Source organism: Pseudomonadales bacterium (genome assembly GCA_041395945.1).
Taxonomy (GTDB): Bacteria; Pseudomonadota; Gammaproteobacteria; order Pseudomonadales; family Azotimanducaceae; genus SZUA-309.
The window spans coordinates 777012-801121 of the sequence record JAWKZN010000001.1; the positions used below are offsets into that span (position 1 = coordinate 777012).

A 24110-nucleotide genomic window follows, 5' to 3' on the forward strand; every position below is an offset into this window, starting at 1 on the left:
GCCTTACTGCGACCACATGTCGATCAGAACGGGCTTCCCGTTCATCGTTTGCACTCCTTAAGCAGGTCGTATAGCCGCCAGCGCGGGTCTTCAGGCCCGCCCTTCTGTGGAAAGACGATCTCGCTGTAATAGAGGGAGAAGTCCGCGGCGTATTTCTTTCGCTCCTCCGGGCGCATTACGCTGCCCGCGCGGGTGTCCATGCACATGCAGAAGTCGGCGTCCTTGTAATCATGATTTTGGTAGCACCCATCGAAGATCGTCTCCTTGCCTGGTGGAGGAACCAACGGCTCGGTTTCCGAGGCGGCGTTGGGCACCCGAACGCCGGATTGCTGGAGCGAGGGCTGCCCGGTTGCAGCACGCAGTATGTTTTCGCGCATCTGGTAAACGGTCGCGCCAGAACAGAGGCGATCGTCCTCGCCGAAAAACCGTTGCCACGCGTCATTGCCGCCAAGGTGACGAGACATCAGGTTCATGGCCGAGTTCCCCGCGCCCTGGGGCCGGTAATTCATCAGATCGTTGATGAAGTGTATCGGCGAAGAGAGCAGCCCCGCACCGGCCGAGGCCAGATCGCCTTGGCGGTTCAAAAGGATGTTCGTCACTTCTCCGGCTGTGGAAAATCCCACCCGCTTTTCGTACGTCTCTAACATGGGCACGAAACGCGCTTCTACATAGAGGTGGCGTTCGCTCTGAACGTTTCCCTGCGCGTTCAGCGTTTGAAGGGTGCGTTTTTGGTAAGGCCCCTGCTTGATTTGGGCCTCGCAATGAGCGGAGTAGGCGCTCACGAAGCGGATGAAATGCTCCGGAAACTGCGTGTTGATCTGGAAACTGCCGAAGTCGCCGTTAAACACCTGCTGCGGAATATAAAAGTTCGGCAGCGCGGCCCAGAAATAATTCGATTTGTAGACGTAATTGGGAGAGCGTTCGGGCTGGAGCGTGGCGGGGGGTGCGGGCCGGGCCGCAGTATCCGCCGCACGTTCGCGCGTCGCTTCCGCGACCGTCACCGGAAGCGCGGCTGCGGATACACCGTTCTGTATTGCCGTGTGGGGCTGAAAGCGCGCGCCAAAGTCAGTACGTTGCCACCAGAGTTCGAGAAGCGGCTGCTCGTACGCAGGGTTCCTCTTTCGATACCGGGATTTAAAAGATTCGGTAGGAGAGAAGTGTTGCCCGCGCAGATAGTAGAACGAGGTAAATTCTTCAAGGCGCGCGAGCGGTAGGCGTGTCCGGGTAATCGCCGGTGCAATGACGGTATTGAATCGCTCGATCTCGGAAGCAGCCAGGCGGCGCTTCATCCCGCCGTCAGTGACTCCGGAAACCGTCTCCACTTCAACGAACACGGCGTCCTTTCCTCCTTTTACGAGGGCAACGACAGCGACCTTGGGCGGTACCGGGTTGTCAAATGGGCGGTACTCGGTCAGGTAGTAGGTGGCCTGCGTATCATCGAGAATCTCAATACCGTATTCGAACCCGTACGCGGCGAGGTCGCGCGGAGCGGTGGGAAGCTTCCGGTAGGAGCCTGCCGCTGGCTCAGACGTATGATCGGAGACGCCCGACGAATGCGTCTTTTCCAAAAGCGCGGCGCAATGGGCATCGTCGGCCCTGGCTTCGTCATCCCGTCTCAATCCGGCCGAAACCCCGGCGATATGGTCAACATCCTCGGGACGAGCCGCATCTTTGGGTCTCCCTGTCATGCGCTGCCGGGCAATGTCCGACCAGCGCCGCTCTGTGGATTCATTCCTGAAGCGGGCTGCGATATTTTGGCAGTAGCGTGCTTCGAGGTAGGGATCGCCACTGTGATCAACCGGGCGCGGACCTTGTGTTTCGCGCCTGCTGGCGATGCCCGGCTGCCTTCCCGAAAGGGCAGCATTCGCACGTCCCTGCGGGGGCTCCTGCCCGAGGCCGTTATTGATCGTAAAGCGCGAACCCTGCGCGGAAGCAACCGGCGGGGCAGCGCGTTCGAGCGTTTGCCCGTCCGCGCCGAGGACCAGGCGGTTCTCCGGCTTGATCAGCGGTGGAGCGTACGAGCCGCCGGGCGGCAGAGCGGGCATAGCTGGAACCGCGCCGGAAGACGCCGGGGCGGATGCGGCGGCGACCGGCGTTTGCTGCGCCTGCGCCTCGATCACGGCCAGCCGCGCGTTACATCGCTCGAAATCGGCCTTGGCTTTCTCGCTTCCGACCTGCCGGGAAAGGGCGATGGCATCGCGGCTGATGTCCGAGAGCAACGCGGAGGACCGGCCTTCTTCCAGCCTCATCGTGATCCTGGTCCAGCGCGTGGCGGTCACCATGTCCTGGAAATGGTTTCCTGCAAGAAACTGGCAGTACCGCGCCTCGAAATTCGGGTCGATATTCACATCGCTTGCGACCTGCGCCGGTCCTTGCGCGCAGGCCAGCGCAGGCGCGAGCAGTATCAACGCACTCCTCGCAAAAAGATTCATTCCTCATCCTCTTGTGGTGGCGCGGCGCTCGGGCAGACGGTCTGGCGCGGGATGCGCAGGCCGCCTTTGTTGCCCGGCTCGCGTTCGATCTCAAAACACGAACTGCCTTCAACGTCGGAAACGCGCAGGCGCGCCTCGTTTTCGGACGCGGGCGGAGGGTAGGCACACCCGGCCAGAGCCGCTCCGAGCAGCACCGGGAGCAGGGGAGAGGGATACGGCCTCTTCACACGGTCCCCGGATCAATCCCGGTAATCGCCATAGGGCGCGATCTGCTCGGGCTCCTCGCCCTTGCGCAGCGCCTGCTTGACGCCCCGCCGGAAAGCGCGCTCCTCGTACCGGGCCAGGAATTTCTGAAGCCGTGACCCCTTACCCCTCCGGCACGCCCGGCAGGAGCAGGATTTAGGCGTTGCTTTTGTGGGCATTTCTCATAGCTCCTGATAAAGGGTCTTGCTCCGCTTACCTCACCGCGCTCAGGTCAGAAGGGTTCACTATCTGATCACTCCGCAAAACATCCAAACCACCCGACGCGCCGCTCCTGAAAAGCGCGGTATCCGTGCACCTGCGATTAAGGCCAAGCAATCAGGAATTTCTCCAGAACCTTTCTCGGAGAATCTAAAAAGAAGGGAATCATTTGTCTATCCTTGGCCGCGGGATTTTGCCCGCGGCAACCAACCCGCCTGCGCGACCCAATCACGGACTTCGCGAAACGCCCTCCGCCGCATCCGTCAAGGACCACATGGTGCGTCAGCCGTTCGATCGACTCGCCGGTTCACCCCAATGATCAGTGGCGCGGCGGTCGATAAGGAGTTTTTGATCCATCCGGTTTCTGGTCGGCTCTGGGAACGCTCGCTGGGCACGCGTTATTGGATCAGGTATTCGCGGATTCACTGATCGATACGTTGTGTGTCGTCCTGGAAAGCCGAATGGGCGGAACGGGTCGTTTGACCACCAGGTGCGACGGTCACTGCTTGCACTGTTTGAGCAGGTCGTACAAGGGCCAGCGCGCATCCTCCAACCCGCCTTTATCCGGAAAGACGATCTCGCTGTAATAGAGGGAGAAATCCGCTGCATATTTTTGGCGTTGTTCCGGTCGCATAACACCTTGACTGCGCCTGTCCATGCACATGCAGAAGCCGGCGTCCTTGTAATCATGGTTCTGGTAGCAGCCGTCGAAAATCGTCTCCCTGCCAGGGGGCGGGACCAGTGGCTCGGTCTCAGAAGCGGCGTTGGGAACCACGGTGCCTGCTTTCTGTAGCGAAGGCAGACCATTGGCTGCACGGAGCATGTTCTCATGCATCTGAAAGACGGTGGGGCTGGTGCAGGTGCGTTCGTCGGGAAAAAACTGCCGCCAAGAGACAGCCAGCGCGAAGCTTTCGTTCACCCGATCTTGTGCCATTCCCAGAAGACTTTCCGGAAGCTGATCAATGTCGTCGGAGAAAAGAAAGCTGGCAAAATTCGTCAGCTCCGCTTCGTTCAGAACCCTCTCGTATTCTTCATACTTGGGCCAGAAACTCGCCTCAATGAAGATTTCCCGGGTCTCAACGGGGCCGGTAGATGTAACAAACCCCCACCGATCCGTGCGTACCGTTTGCGTGACAATGGTGCGTTTCATGTGTGGCTTCTGGGTGATGTACTTCTCACATCTGGAGGAATACGCCTCGAGAAACCAGCGGTAATGGCGCGGAAACTGGGTGTTGATCTGGAAGCTGCCGAAGTCTCCGTTGAAAACCTGCTGGGGGATGTAAAAGCGTGGCAGCGAGGCCCAGAAATAGTCAGATTTGTACACGTAGTTGGGCGATCGCTCGGCCTGGATCCTGAGACGCTGGGCACGACGCTCAGCCAACACGGTCTGCTGCTGCTTGCGCGCCGCCTCTGCGTTTTGCGCCCTATCTTCCCGTTCAGCCTGGGCTGCGGCCAGCAGTTGCTTGAGCTCGACAATGGTTGCATAGCGTGGTGGGTCTACACGGTGATGCCATTCCACCGACTGCACACCCGGATAGCGCCGTCCTTGATCGTATGACACCAGCAGGGGGTGGGCGACGGGTTTCGCCGTCCGGGGATCGGCCACGAAGGGCATCGACGCCTCAGCGTTGAAACGATCATGGTCAATCCGCAAACCACGCGCGTAGTGGCGCACCTCCACCCTTATGTTGCGTATCGAGTTGGATACCAGCCCTGCCTGCCTTTGCAGCCACGGGCCTATCACCTGGTCGAAAATATCGGCAATCGGGCCCTCGGGGACCTGCTCGGTGACAGATCCGGGATCCGCCCGCTCTGCGATTCGTACGAGGGGCTCCTGCTCGTCCATGGTGCGTATCACAACCAGGGTAACACTCCAGATATCTCGCCCCACGCTATCGAAGACCTTGTAAACTTCCGCATTGCCGTCACCACCGACAGATTCCGCCTGCGAATAGCCAAGCCCTTCGAGATCGTCTTTCACCGGTCCGGCGACCTGAGCGGGATCGTTGTTGTAGAAGGGATGGTCCGGCCACAGGGGAACAGCGATCAGCTGGGGCACGCCGGGAACTGGCTTGTTCGCCAGCACGCGGTCAACAGGAATTTGCCGAAGCACGTTCTCGGCAGCACGATGGCGGACGGCGATCAGGTCACTGCGTACATTGGGATACACCAGGCGTGGTGTGGCCTGTGACACCGTCGATACACCATCACGGGCGCTGAACACTACCTCAAAGATGACACACGATGCTTTCCAATCCCCTGTAAAGTCGGACGGTAAGGAGACAGTACGGTCCATCGGGGACTCGAGCCTGCCTACGCCATCGTACAGATAAGTCCGTCCGTACAGGTGTCGTTCCTCCAGTGTCACGGGACGCCGGGTGCGCAATTCATCCTGCCAGGCGGCGCAGGGGTTGCCTCGCGCGCGCGGATCGTCCCAAGCTGCGTAAACCACAGGCGTGATCAATTCCAGGAGTATCCCCGTACAGACAAGCACCGCGATCCTGGGCACGCGCCGATTCAGCCACTGACTCGCTTCTGAGGGTGACCAGCTGCTGCGCGCCCGCCTGGTCACAGCGCAGGAATCGCAAGGGTCCGCCGTCGCGTTCTCAGCCCGCGTTAACGTCAACCTCGCGTCTAGGTGCGCGGAATCTATCGCCATCGCCACTCCCGACCATCTGGAAATTTCCATGCATCCGCTCCTCTTCTGAGACGGGGACATTCCTCTACCAACGGCAGCGGGGATTGATCTGCCAAACAGTGCCCGCCGGCGTTCATGATGGTGGCCCGTCGCGTAGATAGATGATACAAATCCTCGGTACATTGGGTCTACGCATCGAGTATTCGTATCAGTGACAAAGCCCGGATCGCAGAGTGAGCTCGCCCAAAGGCATCGTGTGTCTCGTCTCGGCGCTGGCGTTCCACGACCTGACAGACCAGCGACCTCCGAAAGTCTGAATGGTGATCGGATCCAGGGACTGGGCGCCGCAGCGAGACCGGAATGAGCGATTGATGCCATCGGATCCGAGCCGACCGGGCGTCACCCGCGTCTTTCGAAGAAGATCCTCTCATTGACATGTGCGACCGGGCGTAATCGCCGCAACCAGGAGCTTATGAAATGAAACTTCCGGGGAGAAAGCCGACTTTCAGAATTTCCGCAGTACTTTCAATCGCCCTTGCAACTATGGCTGTTTCCGGTTGCGGCGTGGAGCCGCACACTGATGCACCGGAAATCCGATTCATGGCGGCACAGGTAGATGATAACGGCGTCAATGCACTGTCGGATTCTGTAGTGGAAACAAAGATCGAATTGAGCAATCCTGAAGATAGGACAGTATTCCTGGAAATCCTCACCGACGAGGAGTATTCGCGGGGCAAAAGTCGCGGGCTTGTTCCAGGGGATGACTGGGGAGGTAATAGACTGACGGCGCGAAACAACGGCGCTGGCGTCGCGACCTTTGACCTGAGAAACGCGGATTACGCGCTCAATGCCGGGCAGAAATACTGGCTACGCTCCGGCGTACTCATCGGCCAGAGGGATATCGGCGTTCTTGTCAGTCTCGTCGAAATGCCAATCGATAAACGCAGCGGTCACCTGTTCGAGACCATCAGCGCGAAAGGCGGAGCTGTCCGGGTGGTGTTTGGGGTCAGTGACTTTACGCCCTTCAGATTCGCGAACTGAAACCATAGTTTCCGATTTTCGCTTTAGCCATTGGCGGAACGAATGGCAATGCAATAATTTCAGTCAATTCCCGCGGATCATGGCAGGCGATACAGGCGAGCCCGGAGATCCCTGAGCAGGCCTCACTTTGGGCTTGGCAGTGTCCGCCGTAACTGGGGCATTCCAGTTTTCGGGGGATCCGGACGCCGGGCCAGGAAGTTGAGCGCAATGACGATAAGCACAATAAGGAAAAACCCGGCAAAAACCGGGTTTTCAACTCGTAGAGGCGGCGACAGTCACATCACCTTCCAGAGCAATCACTTGATACGTATTCCGTCAAAATAACTCCGCAAATACCCCCACGGAAACCTGTTAGGAACTGATACGGCTTGCGGTTGGGCTTAACTTCGTTATCGCGGAATCATTCTGCTGTGTCGATTTACGATTGCACACGTGCAGCCAAAATCCCGAAGCGGGTAGCAGGGTTGATTAGACTAACCGCCTGAAAAAGCCCGTTCCTGTCGCTCCCGGTTTGCCAGAGCTTCAAGGCAAAGGTCTCTGTAAGCACCCGATTGTCGGCAGTCCCTGATGTATTCGTGAAATGATGGCGCACCTCCGAAATATGTGCATTCGTTGTGGGGCGGGGGTGGTTCTGGTCCAGTTAATCCCGCTTTTCGAGCAATCAACCGATCGGTCGCGGTATCAATAATGTAGATACTCCCGTCGTGACGATAGGCACCACCGCATTCCATCATGGCGCAGCCATAGTAGGCGGTGCTGAAACGACCAACGGCAATATGAGCAACGACGGCAACGCGCCCGGGTTCTGCTGTAGCTTCGCGGATCTGAGTGCCCGTACTGTAGATGAACGGCATCAATCCGACCCAGCGATCTTCGATGTCAGGTACTCGAAGCGACTCGACGGGTCGAATGTCATACTCGTCTGGCCGCATTCCCAATCCATCGACCGTCTGCCAGACGTGTAGAACAAGGTCGACAGGTTCACGCGGTGAAAACTGGCGCTGAGTCGGGAGTTCGTCTGATAGGTGATGGCTCAGGCGCGCAAACAGATCACGCGCGGACTGGTCTCGAACTTTCTGATTGGTTCTCGAAACCAGCGCAGTTGCGCTGTTCAGGATATCCGACCCCAAATGACTCCTGAGAACCAGCTGACGGAGCCGTTCGATTCGGTTATCGGTAATTTCGTCCCATGGTCCTTCGGCAGGGAGCATCTCGAGCGCGCGTTTCGCGGCTTTGGTTCGAAGGTAAAAATCGAAACGCTCGTCACCGGCGAAACCTAAAAGCGTTTCGAAGTCTTCCGCGGCCTCAATCTGAGCTCGCCGATCTGCGGCGATACTATCCTGTATGTGTTCATACACGAAATACCCGCTAACGAGTATAACGATCACCAGAAGTCCTAGCCCTATGACGACCAGTTCACGATCGGTATCTGATTCATTCACAACCCTAGCCATGTAAGAATCACCCGCGCTTAATGTTTCCTTATTGGCCGAAATTCTAGCAGATCGTTCGCGATGGCCTGTTCTGAACCGCCTAGTTTGTATCCGAGCCAGCGGTCGGCGTTCGCTCTGGATGAGTGCGAATACTCCCAAACTGGCTCGTAAAGTACAGTTTAGGATCGTTACCCGATGGCTAATTACGTAGTACCGCAAGCCGCTTTTTTCCGTAACAGGTGTTAGTGAAACACTCGTTTTCCTTATTTCGCTATTTGGTGCACTGCATCCGTTCCAAATTGCAGTGAATCCATTCGCTCGTTATCGTATAAGGGAACTACGCAGAGGGCAGGGGTCACGATATGTCCTTCTGGAAAAAGCTCTTTGGTGTGGACATTGTGCGGTCTCTAGAAACCGCGAGAGAAACTGCGAGAGAAACCGCGAGAGAAACCAATTTCTCCGACTGCTTGCGAACCGAAGAATACGAAGGAGTTAATCGCAGGGATGAAAATGGCTGGACATCCTTGATGTCCGCAATCCTGAATTCCGAGGACGATGAAGTTTCGCGCCTATTAAGCCAAGGCGCAGACGTTAACCAGCAGGACAAGGAGGGCCAAACAGCCCTCATGCATGCTGGAAGATTCAGTATGGGCGATGGTTATCGTCACCTACGTATTGTGATGTTGCTGCTGGACCGCGGCGCGGACATCAATATGAAGGATCGGATGGGCCGAACGGCCCTGATGTTTGCCGCGTCTCGGAATGCTCATGCAATCGTCGAAACTCTGTTGGGGCGCGGTGCGGATGTGCACGTTCAGGATAGGGATGGCAGGACGGCTCTCATGAACGCCGCCTGCACAAGTGACTTCGCCGGTGCCGCTGCAGCGATTCTGCAGCAGGGTGTGGGAGTCAACTTGCAGGATCAGAAAGGTCAGACAGCTCTCATGACCGCCGCCATTTTCGGGAACACTGATCTCGCTATCACGCTGATTGAGTTGGGCGCGCTCATCGATATGCAAAATAAAGATGGTAAGACTGCACTTATGCTCGCTGCAGAAAAAGGCCATGCCGAGCTGGTCGGGGCACTATTAGCGCGCGGAGCCGACGCAAACCTGAGGGATAGATTCGGCCGGACGGCTCTCGAATATGCCGCAACAAGTAGTTATTCGGCGGTCGTGACATTACTGGATGGCAGTACAGGTGCCAACTCAGAAGCAACGGGTGTTGGTACGGACAAATGGGCGGAACCGAAAAAGGACACCTCAGTGTTGCAGGGTGGGTTGGATTTCGGTTGCGCCGCCATGTTCGTGTTCGACTATGAACACATGGGCAATGCATACGGCGTCGAGGCGTTCGCGGCCATAGCCGAGTGTCTCGAAGGATCAGCCGGGATATGCGCATTTCTCGATGGGGACCTCGAGGTGGCGGCGGGAGGGGTCTCGCGCGTACCCGGTCTGCTCATGGAAATACGCGACAACGGCTGGAACATCACCTCGCACCGCAGCGACAGTCCCCTGGTTCTGCTGGCAACGCAAGCTCGCATCTGCGCCTACGTCACCGCATTGTGGACCGACACAGCCGATATCATTCCGAGGCTGCACAAATACTTGAGTCATGCGCTCCCCGATGCGTATCTGGGCTATCTCGGGCAGCCTAAAGGCCTCGACCTGGCGATGTTCCACGAGATCTTCCGTCCGCTGAGCCTTCCGGTTCGGGTGACCTTTACGGACGGCGTGAGTCAGTAGACGTCCAAGACGTCTGGGTTTGAATCCAGAGCGCGCTACCCTTCCTGGCAGGAAACCACTACATTCCATACGAATCCGCCGCACGAACTTGGACGGGAGCGTAACTGGCATGAGAAGACTGATTCTCATATCCATGGCTGCACTGATGGGAGCTTGTTCCACGCAGTCGCCGCAGAGCCTGCAGCCACCGGAAAACTTTAACCCGGCTTTCGCGCAGATCACGGTGCAGCGTCCGTTTTCGATGGTTGGGGGCGGCTCAAGCTATGTGCACACCCTGTTCGATACGGGTAGCGGAATTGACTACAACGCCGATGTGCCGGAGCCCGGCGTCTCAGGTATGGATCATTTTGTCCTGATTGATGAAATCACACCGGAACTCTTCGGCCAGATGAAATTCTTTAACGTATTCGGAAGCGCACCTGCGCCGTGGCAAGAACCCGAATCCAGAAATCCGCTGCAAGACCATGAGCGCATTTCGGAACGAGTTGACGAAACTCTCTTTGGCGCCACATTGGTGAAAAAGGTTGATATCTCCCGCGGTGGTGCGCTGGTGGATGCGCTTAACACCACCAATAGCAAAGGTGGCGAACTGCAGCGAGTCAAGCTCATGCAGCTTTATGACAGGCGGGAACGTGTGCTGTATCGTGTTCTGGAGAGCAGAGATGAGCGCTGCTTTGGTCCGGACCTCACGGGCATCAGGGCCGATCTGATCGAACCCGCGTTCAGTGACCTGGCTCCCGACTTCAAGAACAGATCGATGGACTATCTGTACGCCGAAATCTGCGGGCTACACGTTTCCTTCGAACTACGTTGGAACGCATATCACATTGGATCGCTCCCTGGGTTCTCGCCACTGACTTGGGAGCGAGCGCCGGGTCGGATGGCGCTCTATGCCGTCCTGCGCACCGCGCGCGTCTACGCAAACGAGATTACGGTGGAAGCTGGGCGACAGTACGTCGGGATCTATGACCCTAACACGATGACTTTCGTCATAGAGGCTGTCGAGTTGCAGCCTAAGTAGTCGGCAGAGTTCTCGTGGCGAAATCCATTCTTGTTTCGACTGTTATCATCGTCGGGCTGTATGTCGGACTCGCGTTGCTGCTGCACGGGCCGTCAAGCGCACTGCTTGAATTTCCTTTACCGTTCCTGGCGGCGGTTGGAGGGGCGGTTCTATTTTTGGCAATTGTTTGCGGCCCGGATCTGGGGCCCTCCCCGAATGACGCTCCCCGGTCCAAGCCGCCGGCTCCAAATGAGCCCGTGATGATGCGCCATTACTTTGCTCATGCGAAACCCCTGGCCAGCCATCCGTGGCTGGCCGCACTCACCTGACCGAGCAGCGCTCGGTCTTGCCTGCGGCGACCGGCTCGTGCCCCGCGCCGTGCCGGACGCGGATTCATTCCCGATCGCGCATACAAAAAGTAACGGCCCCGAATGGGGCCGTTACTTTTTGATGGTGGAGGCGGCGGCAACCACACTGCCTTGTGAATCATTAGGTTCTGCTAAACGCCGAAAATGCCCCCATCGATACCCCCAGATCATTTCGGCTGAGTTTTTTGGTTGGATTCAATCCGGTTTTATCTCTCTTCCGGCGTTCGGCATCGATAATCTGCGCGGGGTAGGGAGCCCACACGCCGTGATACGAAACCTCGGAACTGAAGGACTGTAGTATGAGGATCTGTATCAGGATCCCGATAAGGGTGTCAGACCGCCATTTGACGAATCTGCGCCGCCTCATTGCCGGGCTTGCAGCTGAACAGGTCTATTTGGATTCGAAGACATTCGATCCATGCTGCGCTCTAAGGATTTCGTGTCCGGCGTAAAAGCCAGGCTTGCCGCCACTCGATGTGCAATGGTATGAGGGAGCGAAATCTCCAATGGGACATCCTACGACCGCATCGACAACCCGATAGAATTCGACAGGGTGCGTAGTTCGAGAGGAAGGGAAGAATGGCGCAATCACGGAAAGACTCAATTCGATATGGCTGGACACCCGATTGCGCGGCCACAGATCGCTTGCGTTCGTTCGGAATCTCGCCTTTAAAGTGGAGCTTTACGCCAAGACTTGCAGCTGCGTGGATGCTGGCGATTCTCGTTCCTGTAGCTGGATCAGGGCAATCCAAAGGGGTAGGCGAAGAAGGGCATCAGGAGCAGACCCGCGTGCGCTACGAAATTGCCTGGGAACGAACACTCGGTGGACCGAAATCAGATAGCTTCAACTCGATCACGGCAACTTCCAGTGGCGATGTTGTTGTGATCGGTGTTCGCCACACTGTCGGAGCCCCGCCCTCCCAACATGAACAGCGATCGGGGTGGCTACTGCGACTGCAAGCAAACGGCGAGGAGGTCTGGAACAGGTTGGCTGAACCACGGGGTCCGGGTCAGATGCTGGGCAGCGCCTCGACTTACTCGCTAGAGCATGTGGTTCCCTGGAAAGACGATGGTTATCTGGCGGTTGGCCGTGCTGAAACAATACGAAGCACATCAGTCAACAGTCCCTTGTTGATCGACTATGACGGCTGGATCTATGCATTCGACGACACAGCTTCGGGTTTTTCCCACGCGCTCGTTTCGGGGCCGGCGGAGCACACGGAATCGAAGCCGATGACATATACACTCCACCGCGCGTCCGCGTCCGCCTCGCATGGGTTTGTGGCTGTCGGAATAGAAGGGTTTCTGAAATCGGGGACGGGGTCCTTTATGGATGTTGTCGCCCGAGTTCCGTGGGTGTTGCGTGTTGGCAGCGACAGCAAGGAACTCTGGCGTAAGGAATACAATAGGGCGTCGGGTGTCACTTGGCTGACAGATGCCGCATTGCTCCCGGACAGCAGCGTCCTCTTGGGCGCACGACCCGAAAGAGAGACCGGTGGCCCCAGCACCGGACTGCTGATCCGCTTGGGCCTCGACGGTAACGAGGTCTGGCGCCGGACCATGGATAATCCAGCCGGGTTGTCCCTGTCGGCAATGAAATTGATCGACGACGAACATATTGTCCTTGTGGGGACAGCAGAACTACCGGAAATCGGGGGCGAATCGATCAACCACAAGCGCGGAGGCTGGATTGGCATCGCGGATCTGTCCGGCAACGTTCTTACCAGTCTTTCCGTTGCTGGTGATTTCTACCTAGGACTTCGCGACATCGTTGAGCTTCGCGGCGGTGGATTCGCTGCTGTCGGCACCGTGCGAGATACCGATAGCGACGACTCGGACGGATTTGTGGTGACTACCGACGAGAGACTCCGCGAGACTTCGAGGAACCGATTCGGTGGTGAAACCAAAGAAGAGCTGAAAGGAATCGCTGCCCTGCCCGACGGTAAATTGATCGCCGCTGGTGTACGAACGGTCGATGGTTCAACAGACGGCTGGGTTGTTGCTCTGACGCCTCACGACAACGGGGTCGACGATGCTTTTGATACAGCAGAGCCTGCAGCGCCACAGACTGAGTAGATTTGCGCAATGTTGCTACGGGTTCGAAAGCGATTGCGGAGGCGGCCTTTCATTTCCACTTGTACCGACAGCTATATACGGGGCAATTATCGTCTATGGAGTTCTACTCTACGATGAACAGAAACTCCAGCGGTGCAACAACGAAAGACACTTCCGTTTGCACCGGGATTCTCGCCTTCGCGGTACTTCTGCTTGCAACCGCTACCGGTTGTGACGCGTCGGAGAACAAGCACTCCCCCGTGGGGCTGGTCGGAGGCATCGACCTGATCCCGGAATTCATGATGGTTGGGGAGGTTGAGCACCTGATCGTCCAGGGAAACTACGCGTATGGCAACACTCTGGACAAGCTGTTGATTGTAGACATTTCCAACCCGGCAGCTCCGGTGAAAGCTGGAGAGATCAATATTAGTGAGCTTTCCCGGATTCGAGCTCTCGTCGTTCGCGGGTCAGATCTTCTGATCGCCGCAGGGCCGAACAATGGGGATGTGTATCTGTACCTCGCTGATACATCGGATCACGGGCATCTGCAGATAAGGGGTAGAGTCAAAATCTACGACAAGGTCCGAGATCATCTGGTGCCATCTCCTGTGGAGGAGTTGAGCATCGTGGTAGGCGACAACCATATTTACGTCATTGGTTTCGCCGAGCTCAAGGTGATTGATGTTTTCGATCTATCGGAACCCAGGCTCATTGCAGACACCAGTGAACTCAGCGGTAATCTCGCATTGAAATCCTCTTCCCGATACTGGGTGAGACTCAGTAGCGACTACGACGGGTCGTTCCTTCGTGTATTCGACAGCGAGGAAGAGTCCAATCCGAAAGTTGTCGGCAAGGTGAACCTTGGAGAGCTTGACATCACCGCCGCAGCGAGCGTTCAGAATTTCGTATACATCGGCGCGCGGGTTTTGAATGCCGAATCAGGACAGCACTACAACGGGCTCTTCGTCTACGACATATCGGAGCCGAGCTCACCACAGCGCATCGGCGAATCCAACCTCGGTGCCGGACTGATGGTGGGCACACACCAGGGTGCTCAGACCATGTCGATGGTGGCTGTCACAGACATCGTCGTTTCGGGATCGTATGCATACATTGCGGAATCACATGCAGGGATCAAGGTTGTCGATGTGAGTAACCCGGCGGCACCTGAGTACATCGCCACGCTGGAAACGAGAATATCCGCAACAGACCTGGCGACCGATGGCAGGTACCTTTATGCAGTCAACAACAACAAGTTCATCAGCCCCTTTGATCTCATGATCTTCCAACTCATGCCTGACAAGGATATTACCCCGTAGCCGCAGCCTCGAACCTCGAATATGTCATTGAGCTGCGGCGACGGTGAGCCCAGATTCGGACAGTGCCGCGACTCCGGACATGGCTCTTCGCCCTGCACATCCTGCCGCGCTGCGGCGTGTGCCTCAAGCCTCGCCACAGGTGTTTGCGGCGGTACAACTTCATCGTGCACCATGCCCCAGCGCACAATGATCGCCCGGGCACGGCACTTTTATCCACCCTTCCCCGCCGCTCAGTCCCGTGCCCGTAGAAGCCACTCTATTCGGCGTAAGGAGTCATTCAGAAAGTCGACCGGCAGGGCTCGACCCTAATCCGAGATGGCCCGGAGTGGTGGACCGACATCGCCAGTATCCGTACTCTCGCAGGGAAGGTGGCTGTGGGCTGGCGGGTTAGACTGGACTTCCCGGGGAACCGTAGACAGCGCTCTGCCTCATAACGAGGCCGGCTTCTCTTCTTCTAAAAAGATAGGGTTTCGGGTGTGCTCGTGGCGGTTCTGTATGTGATCAGGCCTGAGTGGGCTTTGCTTGCTCACGTAAAGCGCTCGCAAGATCGGTCCTGCTGAAGTCGTTACCTTTGAAAAGAAGGGGTAAGCCTGTGGACTTCGACAATGCGTAAGCGAAGCAGTCGCCAAAGTTGAGGCCTGCTGCATGATTACCTTTACCGAAGTCCAGGTACGCCTGACGGGCAATGTCCGCCTGTTCGCGAGTCACTGTTTCTATACTGATCTCGGCCCGCGAGATCATGGCATCGAGCTGTCTTCCTGCCGCGGCGCCGATCTGATTGTCTACGACGACGCCGGCTTCCAGATAGTTTGCAGCCGAGATCAAGCGTACTTGTGCCGTTGCAATCGCCTCTGCGTACCGCTCGGCATCGTCCTCGGCGAATAAAATCGCCAAGACGGCCGACGTGTCGATGATCATTCGGGCAGACCGTGTTCGTTGTAGAGGAACTCGCCATGTTTGGTGGCGTTGTGGCGACCGTAACCCATGCATCTTTTCCCGATTTCGAGCAGGTCAGCCGTAAGCGCTTCTCGATCCCGATCACGCCTTTCACGCGCGAGACGTTCGCGCAGCGCCTCAGTAACAGCTTGGGTCTTGCTTTCCCCAGTGAGGTTTGCGAGCTCCTCTACCAACCGATCGGCCTCTGCGCTCTTGATGTTCAGCGACATGTGGTTTCTTTAATGGTAGAAATACTATCCGCCTTTCTACTATTTCTCCGCCGACTCGTCAAACTGAACTCGAATGGGGAGGCGGCGGGGGCTGTAATGAGCCGCTAGATAGACACGATCTGGACGCGATACCGTCATAACATATTGAAAAGTAAGAAAACACCGAAGGTTCGAATCCCTCCCTCTCCGCCATATAGAAAAGGCCCCGATGGGGCCTTTTCTATATGGCGGAGAGGGAGGGTAGAAAGCAGAACCCTCCGGTTCGACAAACTCCCGAAGGGAGTTTGGACGCAGGAGCAGAAGCGAAGGCGCCCCGAGGGGGTGAGGGCGCGCGCAAAGCGCGCACGAATCAATCCCTGGTGAGTCCAGGCTCATCCCCGCGCGAGCGAGTTGGACGCAGGAACGAAAGCGACGGCGCCCCGAAGGGTGAGGGGGCGCGCAGCTTGAGGATTTCCTTCTTCGTATCGTTCAGCTTTGCCGTCTGGGCATCGGCCTTACTGGGTTTGATCGCTTTGGCCCGCTTATACAGGCTGTAAGCGGATACGCCAAGTCGCTCGGCGACCTCGGCTACTGGACAGCCTCGTTCGACGATTTGCCGAACCGCCTCGTCCTTGAATTCGGGGTGTATCGCTGATTACTCATTCACTTCCTCCTATGCAAATAGAATAGGCTGAAAGTGTCCGCGGAACCCGGGGCATTCCACGCACCTATCTGAGGTGTCCGGGAATCCTGGGACAGGTCACATCTCTCCCCGGTATCGTGAGCAGGTCCTGAGCGAGTGGACTGTCGCTGGCCAGACGCCAGAGTTCGAGATCGATCTGGCCAAGCTTTGCTTCGGGTTCGGTTATCTCTGTGATCGCGTTACCGAGAGAGGCAGATAGGAGCGGCGGGGCTGTGTGGAACATCAAGTGAAGACGTGAAATGATGCCAATCGTACCGGCAGGAAGATGAACGTCGAGCTCGGCAAGCAACGCCCTGGCCAACGAAGCCGGGATGACAGATTTTGCGAGATCAATACCAATGGTCGTAGTATTCACGCGATGGACTCCTCCATGCCGATTCATGCAACTGACTATGGTATCGGCGCCTTGGCAGTGGCAGTTCATCACATCACTGAAAACCCTCTCTGATGATGGAAGATACGAGCATTCGGACCTGAGGCTAAGCCATCGTGCGGAGCGCATCGGGAAAATGCGAATTGATCAGTTTCGTATCGCTGGAGTCGCGGACACTGAAGCACTACCTGTTGGGGATGATCCGCAGACCTGTTGATCAGGTGCTCGTGAACATCGACTCGATACTTGCAGATCTCTACTTGGTTCTGTTCAAGGGAGGTGCTTCATGGCCTTGAAGCAGATTGGCAATCGAAAAAGTCTCGCTCTCACCGGTTTACTGGGCGGGCTTATCCTCCTTGGGCTGTTAGTGTATAGCCGCGAGGAACCGGCCCGTAGTGAGGTGGGTTCCCAGTCCCTGAGTCTAAGGGTAATCGAAGTAAAATCCATGCCGTTTGTGCTGACGGCGAAGGGCTTCGGGATAAGTCGTCCGGCACGAACCTGGCAGGCAGTGGCTAATGTGGCCGGACGAGTGGTGCAGCGTCACCCACAACTCAACAGCGGCACGCTGCTGTCGGCGGGTACGCCGCTTCTGTCACTGGATCCGAGTCGCTACGAGTTGGCGATTGCCGCTGCAGAAGCCGAGCTGGCATCGCTCGCGGCCGAGCGGGACCAGCTGACGATGGAAACACAGAATACCCGGCAGTTGTTGCAGCTTGAACGTGAGCGGCTGCAGTTGTCCGAACGCGAGCTCAACCGCATTCAACAGCTGGCCGATACCGATGCTGTGTCGCAGTCCCGGCTCGATGATCAGCACCGCGCAACACTTGCGCAGCGCCAGCTTGTGCAGTCTCTGGATAATCAGTTAGCGCTGTTACCCTCGAAACAGATGTACCTGGATGGGCAAACACAACGTGCCACTACACAATTGGAACAGGCACAAGAGGACCTCGAAGATACCGTCTTCATCGCGCCATATGACCTGAGGATCAGGGAGGTGGCGGTGGAAGAACACCAGTATGTCAGTGCCGGTCAACAGCTGTTTCTAGCCGACAACATTGAGCTGGCTGAAGTCGAAGCGCAGGTGCCCTTGGCCATGCTGCGCCGCGTTATGGCAGCTGTGTCGATACCTGTTTCAGACCAGGCCACTGCACTTGATCTCTCCCAGCGGCTGGATTTTCCAGCTATTCGCAGCGAAGTGACATTGGCCGGTTTCCCGGACGTGCGCTGGCCTGCGCGGGTCAGCAGAGTAGCCAGCGGCCTCGATCCGGGCACGCGTAGCGCGCGGATCGTGGTCACCGTCGATGAACCCTACGGCCTTGCAAGATTGCCCGAGCGGCCTGCGCTACAGCGCGATATGTATGTGCAGGTAAGCTTTGCGACCGACAGTCCGCAGCCCCTCCTGGCCGTGCCGGCATCGACTGTGCATCAGGGTGAAGTCTATCTGCTGGGAGACGATGACCGCCTGCAGCGGCGCACGGTCACGGTGGCCTTTGAGCAACTGGGTCTGGCGGTGATCGAAGCCGGGCTGGTGGAAGGCGAAATGTTGATTGTCGACGACCTGGCGCCGGCAGTGGCGGGTGCGGTGGTCCTTCCGCAACGGGACCTGGCGCTGGAGCAGCACCTGCGGCGATTAGCGCTGGGGCTGATGCAAGGCCCAGCGCCGTGATCCGCTGGTTCGCGGGCCATCCCACGGCGGCCAATCTGCTGTTGATCCTGCTGCTGGCGGCGGGTCTGTTCGCAGCTCCCGGCCTGAAGCGCGAGACCTTTCCGGATTACCGTCCCGTCGAGGTCAGCGTCGAGGTGATCTATCGCGGTGCCAGCGCTGCCGATGTGGAAGATGCGGTATGCCGACGCCTGCACGATGCGATCAAGGGTGTGGAATTTCTCGACGAGCTGGTGTGTGTAGCTCAGGACAACCTGGCCCGTGCCAGGGCAACCATGTTATCCGGCGGCGAAGCCATCCGCTTTTTGAGTGATATCGATACCGAGGTCAACGCCCTCACCGACTTACCCGCACGAGCGGAGCCGCCGGTAGTACGGGAGTTGCACCGCAGTGATCTGGTGGCAGCGGTAGCAGTAAGTGGTGACATGTCCCTGAACCAGCTCGAAGACTACGCGCTGCAACTCGAAGAACGCGTTATGACGCTGCCTGGCGTGGCCAAGGTCACGCTGCAGGGGCTGTCCCAGCGCCAGTGGCAGGTCGAGGTGCCGCGGGCCGTGCTGGGTCAATACGGGCTCTCGGCCAGAGACCTGGCGATGCGGCTGCGCCAGCAGAGTATCGATGTTCCGCTGGGTACGCTGGAGACCCCGGATCAGGATGTTTTGCTGCGTTTTACCGACCAGCGGCGCAGCCTGCGACAGCTGGCGAATCTCGTGGTGGTGTCCGGCACGGCTGGTGGTGAGCTCACACTGGGCGCGATTGCAAACTTGCAGGAGGTGGGGGAACAACCCGAGGCGCAGGTGTTTTTCAATGACGAACGGGCGGTGGTGCTGGAGGTCAGCAAGACCTTGCACGACGATGCGCTGAAAGTGCTGGAGGAGCTGTCCGCACTGGTGGCAGCCGAGCGCCTGGGCCTCGATGGACGCATACAACTGACGCTGACACAGAATATGACCAGCATTGTGCGCGATAGGTTGGAGATGCTGGTAAGCAACGGTGTGGCAGGGTTGGGCCTGCTGATAGTGGTGATGGGGCTGTTCTTCCGGCCGCGCCTGGCGCTATGGGCGGTGCTCGGCTTACCGGTGGCATTCACGGGCGCATTTTTTGTCATGAGCCTGAGTGGACTGTCGCTGAATATGATCACACTGGTGGCGTTGTTGATGGCCATCGGTATCGTCATGGATGATGCGGTTGTCATTGCCGACAATATTGCCGTGCAGGCACAACAGGGTGTCTCCCCGCTGCAAGCGGTGGTGGATGGCACCCTGCAGGTTCTGCCCGGTGTCATGTCTTCTTTTCTCACCACGGTGTGGGTGTTCGCGCCACTGTCGTTTCTGGCCGGTGAACTGGGCGCTGTACTGGAAGTGTTGCCGGTAGTATTGATCGCGGCACTGTTCGCCAGTCTGATCGAAGCCTTCTGGGTTCTGCCACATCATCTCAAGGGCAGCGTAGCGTCAATGCAAAGTGCTGAGCAGTCGCGCTTTCGGCTGGCCTTTGACCGACGTTTCGATTCGTTCCGTGAAGGTGTTGGCTGGCTGGCTGATAAGTCCGTGCAGTGGCGACATGCGATGCTGGGTGGGGTGCTGGTGGTGTTGCTCGGTACTCTGGGCTTTCTTGCCGGTGGTCATATCAGCACGGAAGCGATGCCGGATCTTGATGGCGACACTCTGGAGGCGCGGCTGCTGCTGCCGCAGGGTACGCCGCTGGTGCGCACGGAGCGCGTCGCCGAACAGGTTGTCCAGGCCTTGCGGGAACTCAATGAGGCCCTCACGCCGGAGCAGCCGGATGGTGCTTCGCTGGTGGTGGCCATGCAGGTGCGGTTCAGTTACAACCCCAGCGCTCAGGAGGCCGGTGCCCATGTGGCCACTGTGATGGTGGATCTGTTGAGTGCTGAACGCCGCACCATCACGCTGGACGAACTGACCACAGCCTGGCGGCAACAGATTGGTGACATACCTGGGCTCGCAAGCCTGATCATCCAGGAGCCGGGTTTTGGACCCGCTGGTATTCCCATCGAGGTGCGCCTGCAGGGGGTGGACCTAAATGATCTCAAGGCAGCGGCGCTGGACGTGGCCGAGCATCTGGCGGGGTACGACGCGGTATACAACATCATCGATGACCTGCGCCCCGGCAAGCCGCAGCGCGCTTTTACACTGAAGGATGGTGCCTTCGCGCTGGGATTGACCGCTGAAACGGTGGCGTCCCAGCTGCGTGCAGCCTTCCTGGGAGATATTGCCGATACCCAGCGCATTGGTCAGCGTGATGTGGAAATACTCGTGCGCCAGGATGTGCGCGACAGATCCAGCCTGGATGATCTTGCCGACCAGACTATTGTGTTACCCGACGGACGGCAGGTGCCGCTGGATGTCGTAGTGCAAACACATGACCAGCGGGACTGGGCGATGATCACTCGCCTGGACGGCCGCCGCACGGTGACTGTACAGGCCAATGTGGATGCTCAGGAGGCCAGTGCCCAGGCCGTTGTCAGCGCTATGCGCGCCAACTGGCTCGCCCAGTTCCAGGAGCGCCATCCGCAAGTTGCGGTCAGCTTTCAAGGCCAGGTGGCTCGTTCGGCGGAAACTGGCGGTTCGATCGTGCGCGGTCTGCTGATCGGTCTGCTGGGTGTTTATATTATTCTGTCTTTCCAGTTTCGCAGCTATGCCGAGCCGTTTATCGTCATGCTGGCCATTCCGCTGGCTTTTGTCGGTGCGGTGTGGGGGCATGTGCTGCTGGGCTGGTATATTTCCATGCCATCGTTGATTGGCGCCGCGTCATTGGCCGGCATTGTGGTAAACGATGCCATCCTGCTGATTCAGTTCATCAAGGAGCACCGCGGCAAGGGATTGAGCGCAAGCGTTGCCGCGGTGCGGGCCAGCCGAGACCGTTTGCGCGCCATTCTTATTACCTCCACTACCACCATCGCCGGGTTGCTGCCACTGCTGGCAGAAACCAGTGTGCAGTCGGCCTCGATCAAACCGCTGGTTATTTCGGTGGTATTTGGCTTGCTTACCACTACCGTGCTGGTACTGGTTGTTATTCCGGCCGTCTACGTGTTGTTTGACGATTGGGGCTGGACCCGGGTGGAGCCTGCCGAAGCGGAACATTGAATGGGGCAAGGGCTTGCTGCGGGTCGAATTATGGCAACACGAGTGTCTATTGCTGTGGTTAGATTTATTTCTCAGAAAGTGTGTGCCAGAAAGTCAGGACATATGCCTCGTAGCAATTCTCTTTGGATCGTTCTTATCGCCCGTCAGGCCGAGCTGGAATCCCAGCGGAGTCAGGCAGCGGCGACGGTAGCCAGCGCCGAGGCAGGGGCTAAGCTGGTGCTGGCAGGCAGCGAACAGCCCCGTGCCGAAACGCGCTGAATGAGTACGACATGCTTTCGCGCCCGGATCTTGACCTGCGCCCCACCGAGACTCAGGTGGCCGACGCCGAGAGTGCTGCATGTGAGGATGGGTGACAAAGCGCGCATCATCCCCGACACTGCCCTGCCTCCTGTGGTGCCCTTAATTGGTAGGAGGTCGTTCGCTAAAGAAGTATCAAGATCGAAGGCACCGCTTACCTAGGCAGAACTACTTATGTTGGTGGGTCGTCGGCTTCTTTACATTAGAAGTATCTAATATAAAGGATACGATCATGTACCGACCTGCTTTCACGACGAGTATTCTGCTGATCGCCATGGGCATGGGGCTATCGAGCCTCTCGGTTGCGGCTGAGGGAACGGAGCCCTCCCGGGAACAGAACCGCGAGCAGATTCGTAAGCAAGTTCAGGATCCCAAGGGACAAACTGAGCTGGAGCGTAGTCAGGATAGGGTGCAGACCCGGGATAAACAGACCGCAAATCAGGATCAGAGTCAGCGTCAAGGCCAAGGAAAAGGTCTAGGAAAAGGCCAAGGAAAAGGAAAACGAGGCGGTCAGGGGCGAGGTTGACGACCACCACCACTGAATACTCAGAATTAGGAAGCGTTTGATCGCCCCCTTGCCTTCAGTGGTCGCCTTCGAGGCGACAACGGAAAGCGCAGAGTTCAGTGGTGGTCTTAGATAGCGTAAGGCTGCCTGCACCGAGTTCGATCAAAATGGAGACGCGATGATCGATTAAGCATAGTACCATCAGGTCCGTGGCCCAGAGAATTGCCCGCAGAGTGGGTGAAGGACGAGCGATGAAGCACCCGTCCAGCGAGTCGGAATTTTCCGACAACGATACGGATGGTGATGGAAAAGTGAGCGAGCAGGAATTTGCTGGACACCAGGGTGAGCATCTAAAAAGAACTGATCTCACCTGAAATGGACGTTCTTCTTGCAATCGATTTGGTATCCATGCGCGCCAATGCGCATTCAGCCGCTCGGCTGCTGAAGATACTGGCTAATGAGAATCGTCTGCTACTGCTCTGCGCGCTGATTGAGGGTGAATCTTCCGTATCAGCACTGAACGAGAAGGTGAATTTGAGTCAGTCAGCATTGTCGCAACACCTGGCGCTGCTGCGCGAGGAGGGTTTGGTGACTACGCGCCGAGATTCTCAGAACATCTACTATGCAATCGCGAATAGCAAAGCGTTACCGGTCATCCGCGCCCTGCACGATATTTATTGCACCTAGCAGGAATTGACTCATTTCATTAGCCTGTAAAGACCGGTAGGTACACTCCATCTAGCGCGACAGCTTCCTTCCTAGATCGTGATCGGTCAAAAAGGTACCTGGTCGAGCAACTCCCGTCGGATCGACCCAATAAGTCGTTCAGCCCATGGGTGCGCAAGTGGTGCACAGGGTGCGGTTTTGACGACCGTGGCTCAGAAGAATTCGTAGGTTGGCTTTGAGTCGATGAGTCAGTTTCTTCATTGTCCATGCTGATGTAGCGACACGCGAGAGTACAGTCGCTATATAGTATGTTTGCAAGGGAGAGGGAGCTAGGTGACGGTGCGAAAACCGCTCAGTTGTAAGAGAAGCAGCCGCTCACCTTCTTTAACAATGCTGAAGCGTCGCTCGTTCACAGACCAGCGCACCGCGAGGCCCTGGACGAGTCCAATCAGCAGGTACGCGACATCATCAGGGTTGATGTCCAAACGAAAATTTCCTGTGTTTTGAGCCTCTACCACGCTTTTTGACAGACGTTGATGGAACTGGCCCAGCAGTTTCGCAAATGTGTTCCGCAGCCGCACGTTCTCGACTAACAGCTCCCGCGAGAACAACAAGCACGGTATTGCTGGAAATGTCTGGATCAGGCGGAGCTGCCCGAGTACCAGGCGGCGCAGCCGCTCTTCGGGAACGTCATCCTTGCGGCGCTCGGTGCTGACCCAGCGTTTTCGCATTTGCGCGCTGATGTAGTCCGCCACCGACTCCCAAATGTCCTGTTTTTTTGGAAAGTGGCGGAAAATCCCCGCCTGCGTTAGACCCACCGCACTCGCCAGCGTGTCGGTGGTAACTCGATCGGGTCCTATTTCGTCGGCGAGTCTGAGTGCTGCGGCGACCACTTCGGCTTTGCGTTCATCGGCAGATTTTCGTACTCGCATGCAGGTTTGTCCCGTTTCTGGTAAGTATCTACGCGCTAACTTATCTTGTTGTCTGCTGTGTAGCAAGGTTACTCGTCGACTGATACCGCAGCGGTGAGAGTGCGTTATCTATCTGTTGGTGGTAGAGCACACCGGTTATGTCGCTGCATGTCAATCAGGCTTGCTCGATGACCGGAGAACGTATTGACATGGCCTAACTTAGAACTAATATAGTGAGCAATTAATAGCT

Annotated in this window: 18 protein-coding genes and 1 pseudogene; 10 read left to right on the forward strand and 9 right to left on the reverse strand. The window is 57.4% G+C overall.

What is annotated here, in order from left to right; genetic code table 11:
* Positions 1 to 41: 41 nt before the first annotated feature.
* From R3E82_03690 to R3E82_03700, 3 genes are all read right to left on the reverse strand, one after another.
* Positions 42 to 2432 carry a hypothetical protein gene (locus R3E82_03690; protein ID MEZ5549970.1) on the reverse strand — a complete coding sequence of 797 codons (2391 nt, stop codon included), beginning with the start codon at positions 2430 to 2432 and terminating at the stop codon, positions 42 to 44.
* Between the two features lie 239 nt (positions 2433 to 2671).
* Entirely contained in the window at positions 2672 to 2854 is a 183-nt protein-coding gene (locus tag R3E82_03695) for a hypothetical protein (protein MEZ5549971.1), read from the reverse strand.
* A gap of 539 nt (positions 2855 to 3393) precedes the next feature.
* Positions 3394 to 5358: a hypothetical protein gene (locus R3E82_03700; protein ID MEZ5549972.1), complete on the reverse strand. Its 1965-nt coding sequence runs from the start codon at positions 5356 to 5358 to the stop codon at positions 3394 to 3396.
* A 651-nt stretch (positions 5359 to 6009) separates the two neighbouring features.
* Between R3E82_03700 and R3E82_03705 the strand changes: the two genes are divergently transcribed.
* A complete protein-coding gene (locus R3E82_03705) occupies positions 6010 to 6573 on the forward strand; it encodes a hypothetical protein (protein ID MEZ5549973.1) in 564 nt (187 codons plus the stop codon).
* Positions 6574 to 7046: 473 nt separating this feature from the next.
* Here the strand turns inward: R3E82_03705 and R3E82_03710 are convergent, their stop codons facing one another.
* On the reverse strand, positions 7047 to 8015 hold the full coding sequence (locus tag R3E82_03710; protein MEZ5549974.1) for a hypothetical protein: 969 nt from the start codon (positions 8013 to 8015) through the stop codon (positions 7047 to 7049).
* Between the two features lie 353 nt (positions 8016 to 8368).
* On the opposite strand from R3E82_03710, the gene R3E82_03715 reads away from it, so the two are divergent.
* The 5 genes from R3E82_03715 (at position 8369) to R3E82_03735 (ending at position 14493) form a co-directional block, all read left to right on the forward strand.
* On the forward strand, positions 8369 to 9751 hold the full coding sequence (locus tag R3E82_03715; GenBank protein ID MEZ5549975.1) for an ankyrin repeat domain-containing protein: 1383 nt from the start codon (positions 8369 to 8371) through the stop codon (positions 9749 to 9751).
* Positions 9752 to 9860: 109 nt separating this feature from the next.
* Positions 9861 to 10772 carry a hypothetical protein gene (locus tag R3E82_03720; protein ID MEZ5549976.1) on the forward strand — a complete coding sequence of 304 codons (912 nt, stop codon included), beginning with the start codon at positions 9861 to 9863 and terminating at the stop codon, positions 10770 to 10772.
* Positions 10773 to 10786: 14 nt separating this feature from the next.
* Entirely contained in the window at positions 10787 to 11080 is a 294-nt protein-coding gene (locus R3E82_03725; GenBank protein MEZ5549977.1) for a hypothetical protein, read from the forward strand.
* Between the two features lie 618 nt (positions 11081 to 11698).
* Entirely contained in the window at positions 11699 to 13195 is a 1497-nt protein-coding gene (locus R3E82_03730) for a hypothetical protein (GenBank protein MEZ5549978.1), read from the forward strand.
* Positions 13196 to 13308: 113 nt separating this feature from the next.
* The gene (locus R3E82_03735; protein MEZ5549979.1) at positions 13309 to 14493 is read left to right on the forward strand and encodes a hypothetical protein; all 1185 of its coding nucleotides are present in this window, start codon (positions 13309 to 13311) and stop codon (positions 14491 to 14493) included.
* Positions 14494 to 14994: 501 nt separating this feature from the next.
* On the opposite strand, the gene R3E82_03740 is transcribed toward R3E82_03735, so the two are convergent.
* From R3E82_03740 to R3E82_03755, 4 genes and pseudogenes are all read right to left on the reverse strand, one after another.
* Positions 14995 to 15411, reverse strand: a complete 417-nt coding sequence (locus R3E82_03740) for a type II toxin-antitoxin system VapC family toxin (protein MEZ5549980.1) — start codon at positions 15409 to 15411, stop codon at positions 14995 to 14997.
* On the reverse strand, positions 15408 to 15659 hold the full coding sequence (locus R3E82_03745) for a type II toxin-antitoxin system VapB family antitoxin (GenBank protein ID MEZ5549981.1): 252 nt from the start codon (positions 15657 to 15659) through the stop codon (positions 15408 to 15410). The genes R3E82_03740 and R3E82_03745 overlap by 4 nt, the downstream gene beginning before the upstream one ends.
* 433 nt (positions 15660 to 16092) lie before the next feature.
* Positions 16093 to 16287, reverse strand: a pseudogene (locus R3E82_03750) (transposase).
* A 79-nt stretch (positions 16288 to 16366) separates the two neighbouring features.
* Positions 16367 to 16696 carry a hypothetical protein gene (locus R3E82_03755; GenBank protein ID MEZ5549982.1) on the reverse strand — a complete coding sequence of 110 codons (330 nt, stop codon included), beginning with the start codon at positions 16694 to 16696 and terminating at the stop codon, positions 16367 to 16369.
* Between the two features lie 304 nt (positions 16697 to 17000).
* Here R3E82_03755 and R3E82_03760 point away from each other — a divergent pair, with 304 nt between their 5' ends.
* From R3E82_03760 to R3E82_03775, 4 genes are all read left to right on the forward strand, one after another.
* On the forward strand, positions 17001 to 18380 hold the full coding sequence (locus R3E82_03760) for an HlyD family efflux transporter periplasmic adaptor subunit (GenBank protein MEZ5549983.1): 1380 nt from the start codon (positions 17001 to 17003) through the stop codon (positions 18378 to 18380).
* Positions 18377 to 21481, forward strand: coding sequence for an efflux RND transporter permease subunit (locus R3E82_03765; protein ID MEZ5549984.1), 3105 nt, complete (start codon positions 18377 to 18379; stop codon positions 21479 to 21481). Before R3E82_03760 ends, R3E82_03765 begins: the two co-directional genes overlap by 4 nt.
* Before the next feature lie 529 nt (positions 21482 to 22010).
* The gene (locus R3E82_03770) at positions 22011 to 22304 is read left to right on the forward strand and encodes a hypothetical protein (protein MEZ5549985.1); all 294 of its coding nucleotides are present in this window, start codon (positions 22011 to 22013) and stop codon (positions 22302 to 22304) included.
* A gap of 354 nt (positions 22305 to 22658) precedes the next feature.
* The gene (locus tag R3E82_03775) at positions 22659 to 22970 is read left to right on the forward strand and encodes a metalloregulator ArsR/SmtB family transcription factor (protein ID MEZ5549986.1); all 312 of its coding nucleotides are present in this window, start codon (positions 22659 to 22661) and stop codon (positions 22968 to 22970) included.
* A 308-nt stretch (positions 22971 to 23278) separates the two neighbouring features.
* Here the strand turns inward: R3E82_03775 and R3E82_03780 are convergent, their stop codons facing one another.
* The gene (locus tag R3E82_03780; protein ID MEZ5549987.1) at positions 23279 to 23881 is read right to left on the reverse strand and encodes a TetR/AcrR family transcriptional regulator; all 603 of its coding nucleotides are present in this window, start codon (positions 23879 to 23881) and stop codon (positions 23279 to 23281) included.
* Between the last annotated feature and the right edge of the window lie 229 nt (positions 23882 to 24110).

Coding starts and splice junctions, on each gene's coding strand:
- R3E82_03770 (MEZ5549985.1), top strand. CDS start 22,011: ATGTACCGACCTGCTTTCACGACGAGTATTCTGCTGATCGCCATGGGC.
- R3E82_03730 (MEZ5549978.1), top strand. CDS start 11,699: ATGGCGCAATCACGGAAAGACTCAATTCGATATGGCTGGACACCCGAT.
- R3E82_03715 (MEZ5549975.1), top strand. CDS start 8,369: ATGTCCTTCTGGAAAAAGCTCTTTGGTGTGGACATTGTGCGGTCTCTA.
- R3E82_03735 (MEZ5549979.1), top strand. CDS start 13,309: ATGAACAGAAACTCCAGCGGTGCAACAACGAAAGACACTTCCGTTTGC.
- R3E82_03705 (MEZ5549973.1), top strand. CDS start 6,010: ATGAAACTTCCGGGGAGAAAGCCGACTTTCAGAATTTCCGCAGTACTT.
- R3E82_03745 (MEZ5549981.1), bottom strand. CDS start 15,659: ATGTCGCTGAACATCAAGAGCGCAGAGGCCGATCGGTTGGTAGAGGAG.
- R3E82_03740 (MEZ5549980.1), bottom strand. CDS start 15,411: ATGATCATCGACACGTCGGCCGTCTTGGCGATTTTATTCGCCGAGGAC.
- R3E82_03775 (MEZ5549986.1), top strand. CDS start 22,659: ATGGACGTTCTTCTTGCAATCGATTTGGTATCCATGCGCGCCAATGCG.
- R3E82_03695 (MEZ5549971.1), bottom strand. CDS start 2,854: ATGCCCACAAAAGCAACGCCTAAATCCTGCTCCTGCCGGGCGTGCCGG.
- R3E82_03690 (MEZ5549970.1), bottom strand. CDS start 2,432: ATGAATCTTTTTGCGAGGAGTGCGTTGATACTGCTCGCGCCTGCGCTG.
- R3E82_03760 (MEZ5549983.1), top strand. CDS start 17,001: ATGGCCTTGAAGCAGATTGGCAATCGAAAAAGTCTCGCTCTCACCGGT.
- R3E82_03720 (MEZ5549976.1), top strand. CDS start 9,861: ATGAGAAGACTGATTCTCATATCCATGGCTGCACTGATGGGAGCTTGT.
- R3E82_03780 (MEZ5549987.1), bottom strand. CDS start 23,881: ATGCGAGTACGAAAATCTGCCGATGAACGCAAAGCCGAAGTGGTCGCC.